The 2,913-nt window shown below is 69.2% G+C and carries 1 protein-coding gene; it reads right to left on the bottom strand.

Going from position 1 to position 2,913, the window contains the following annotated elements; genetic code table 11:
• A partial coding sequence (locus R1101_RS27740; RefSeq protein WP_037224282.1) for a condensation domain-containing protein occupies positions 1-2,913 on the bottom strand: 2,913 nt, incomplete at both ends.

The following is a 2,913-nucleotide window of genomic DNA, read 5'->3' as shown; positions in this document are numbered from 1 at the left end:
CACTGGCCGCCCGCACGACGCGCACTGCAGACCGGCGTCGGTCAGCAGTGCGCGTGTGCGGGCGGCCAGTGCGGGCGGCAGGGCCTCGCCGGAGGCGAAGACGTGACGGAGCGAGGTGAGTTCGTCGACCGAGGCCTCGGCGACGAACACCGCCAGCATCGACGGCACGAAGTGCACGACCGTCACGGCACGCCGGTCGATCACCGACGCCAGGTACCGCGGATCCCGATGGCCGTCGGGTACGGCGACCACGAGACGGGCACCGATCTGCAAGGGCCAGAAGAATTCCCACACCGACACATCGAACGTGAACGGGGTCTTCTGCAGTACCCTGTCGGTCCCGGTCAGGGGGTATTCGTGCTGCATCCAGCGCAGGCGGTTGACGATCGCGCCGTGCGGCACCGTTACACCCTTGGGCCGGCCCGTCGAACCCGACGTGAAGATCACGTAGGCCGTGTTCGACGCCCGCAACGGGGACGTCCGCTCCGCGTCGGTGACCGGTTCGGCCGACGTCGCGGACAGATCGAGGGAATCGACGAGCAGGCTCGGGACAGACCTCTCCCCCGGGACACGGAATCCGTCGCGTGCGGTGGTCAGCACCACCACCGGCGCCGCGGTGTCGAGGATGTAGCCGTTGCGTTCGTCCGGCTGATCCGGATCGATCGGCACGTAGGCACCACCGGCAACGACGACGGCGTACATACCGACCAGCAGATCCAGCGAGCGACGCATGGCCAGACCCACCCGCGCATCGGGGCCGACGCCGAGCGAGATCAGGTTCCGCGCAAGACGGTTCACACGCTCGGAGAACTCGCCGTAGGTCGACGACTCTCCCTCGAATTCCACCGCGACCGCATCCGGCGACCGCCGGACCTGCTCGGCGAACAGATCCACGAGGGTGGAGGTGCCGTCGAGCACACGGTCGGTGTCGTTCCACCGCTCGAGCAGATGCACGCGTTCGGCGTCGTCGAGCAGATCGACATCGCCCACCGTGATCGAGAGGTCGCCGGTGACGGCATCCAGCAGACGGACGAAGCGGTCGGCGACACGTTCGACGGTGCGGGCATCGAACAGATCGATGGCGTAGGTCAGGCCCACCGAGTACTCGGCCGCACCGCTCGCAGTGGGCGTCTCGGTGACGACGAACTGCAGGTCGAACTTGGCGGTCGTGATGTCGAGGTCGACGGCTCCGACGGTCAGACGGGGCAGTTCGAGCGTGCCGGTCTCCAGGTTCTGGAACGACAGCATCACCTGGAACAGCGGATGACGTGCCGTGGACCGTTCGGGGTTGAGCACCTCCACGAGTCGTTCGAACGGCAGGTCGGCGTGGCCGAACGCTTCGAGGTCGGCGCCGCGCACCCGGCCGAGCACCTGCTCGAACGACTCGCCGCCGTCCACATGGGTGCGCAGCACCAGGGTGTTGACGAACATGCCCACCAGGTCGTCGAGCGCCGCGTCGCCACGGCCGGCCACCGGTGTGCCGATCGCGATGTCGTCGGTACCCGACAGCCGCGCCAGCAGCACCGCGAGCGCCGCGTGCACGACCATGAAGGGAGTCGCGTTGCGTTCGCGGGCGAGCGTGACGATGCGATCGTGGAGCGTCTCGTCGAGGGTGAACTCGTACAGGGCGCCCCGGTTGGTGGCGACCGCGGGGCGAGGGTGGTCGGCCGGCAGGTCGAGCTGCTCGGGCAGACCCGCGAGCGTCCGCCGCCAGAAGCCGACCTGCGACGAGATCACCGACTCCGGATCGTCCTCCGAGCCGAGCACCTCCCGCTGCCAGATGGCGAAGTCGGCGTACTGCACCGGCAGCGGTTCCCAGCCCGGCTCCCCTCCGGCGGCCCGGGCCGCGTAGGCGGAGACGATGTCGCGGGTGAGCGGGCCCATCGAGAAGCCGTCGGCTGCGATGTGGTGCACGACCAGCGCCAGCACGTGTTCGGTCGCCGACACCGCAAAGAGCTGCGCCCGGAAGGGTGCCTGCGTGGAGACGTCGAAACCGGACGAGACGAGATCCGTGATGCTCTGCACCAGCTGCGTCTCGGTGACATCGATCGGTGACAGGTCGGGTTCGACCTCGGACACCGGCAGCACCTGCTGGTAGCCCACACCGTCGACGTCCGGGTAGATCGTCCGCAAGGATTCGTGCCGGCCCAGCACGTCGACCACCGCGGAGCGCAGCGCCTCGACGTCCAGCGCGCCGGTCAACCGGACCGCGACCGGAATGTTGTTGACCGCCGATTCCGGTTCGAACCGGTTGAGGAACCACATCCGCTGCTGCGCGAGCGACAGCGGCACACGCTCCGGACGCTCCTGCGCCACGAGCGGCGTGCGGCCCTGCGCGTCGCTCTGCTCGACGCGGGCGGCGAGCGCGGCCACACCGGGCGCCTCGAACAGCACACGAACGGGCACAACGGTTCCCAGTTCCGAACCGAGACGCGCGACGACCTGCGTGGCGATGAGGGAGTTGCCGCCGAGCGCGAAGAAGTCGTCGTCGAGTCCGACGCGGTCGACGCCGAGGACGCCGGCGAACACACCGGCGACGACCTCTTCGACCGGTGTCGTGGGTGCACGGAAGCCGCGGGTCTCGAAGACCGGATCGGGCAGCGCCTTCCGGTCGACCTTGCCCGAACTTCCGACCGGCATCTCGTCGAGGACCACGAACTGCGACGGCACCATGTAGGCCGGGAGCACCGCGCTCAGTGCGGCCTGCGCGGCGTCGCGGTCGAAGGTCGTGTTCGGGGCCGGGACCACGTAGGCGACGAGTTGATCGCGGCGCACCTGGGCGGCGGCCTGCGAGACCCCGGTGTGGTCGAGCAACGCGGTCTCGATCTCCCCGAGCTCGATGCGCAGACCGCGGAGCTTGACCTGGAAGTCGGTGCGGCCGAGGTACTCGAGGTCGCCGCTGTGGTCGTTGCG

The organism is Rhodococcus sp. R1101, from assembly GCF_000278445.1.
Lineage (GTDB): Bacteria > Actinomycetota > Actinomycetes > Mycobacteriales > Mycobacteriaceae > Rhodococcus > Rhodococcus gordoniae.
Note: the sequence above shows the minus strand (reverse complement) of the source record. Positions and strands in the feature narration are given on the sequence as shown.